This is a genomic window from Vibrio sp. 704 (assembly GCF_033339295.1).
In genome coordinates, this window is record NZ_JAWOUH010000981.1 from 1 (window position 1) to 525 (window position 525).

Annotated in this window: 1 pseudogene; it reads right to left on the minus strand. The window is 47.4% G+C overall.

The features are described from left to right. Positions 1 to 525 (minus strand): annotated as a pseudogene (locus R7R24_RS30225) (Tn3 family transposase); the annotation flags it as partial.

Genomic DNA, 525 nt, shown 5'->3' on the forward strand with positions numbered 1-525 from the left:
TTATCATCAATGTTCTCATCCACAAACAGATGCAGTAACTCTGCCGCTTTCGTGACATTGTCCGCGGCTGACTGCCAGGACAGGAACACTGCTTGTTGTGCAAAGGTGTTGGCAGCTTCTTGTTGCTTGCGGATATGGTAAATGAACCCATCAGTTAACCGTTCCAGTGCCAGTTGTATCCGCTCTGTCAGGTGACATAGCAACCATAGATGCTGCTGTGCGCGTTTGAATCGTTTGAGTTTACTACCGTAATAGTTGATGAGCTCACCGAAGTGTTGTCGATTTTTAAGAGACAGATTAAGCCCATCGATAACGCCATTGATTTGCGTGCGCCATGGCGCTAACTGATGATAAAGGGCAAGCTCTTTTTTAAGTTCAGGTACGGTCAGACTTTTTGCACCGCCTCTGAGCTGGTTCAGGCTTAGTCCGTCATCAATGGCTGTTATGCTGTCCAGAAAGACGTGAAGTTCAGGACTGGTGAGTTGATTAAGTTGGTGCGCCAGGTCTTTTCTGACCTGCTGCATC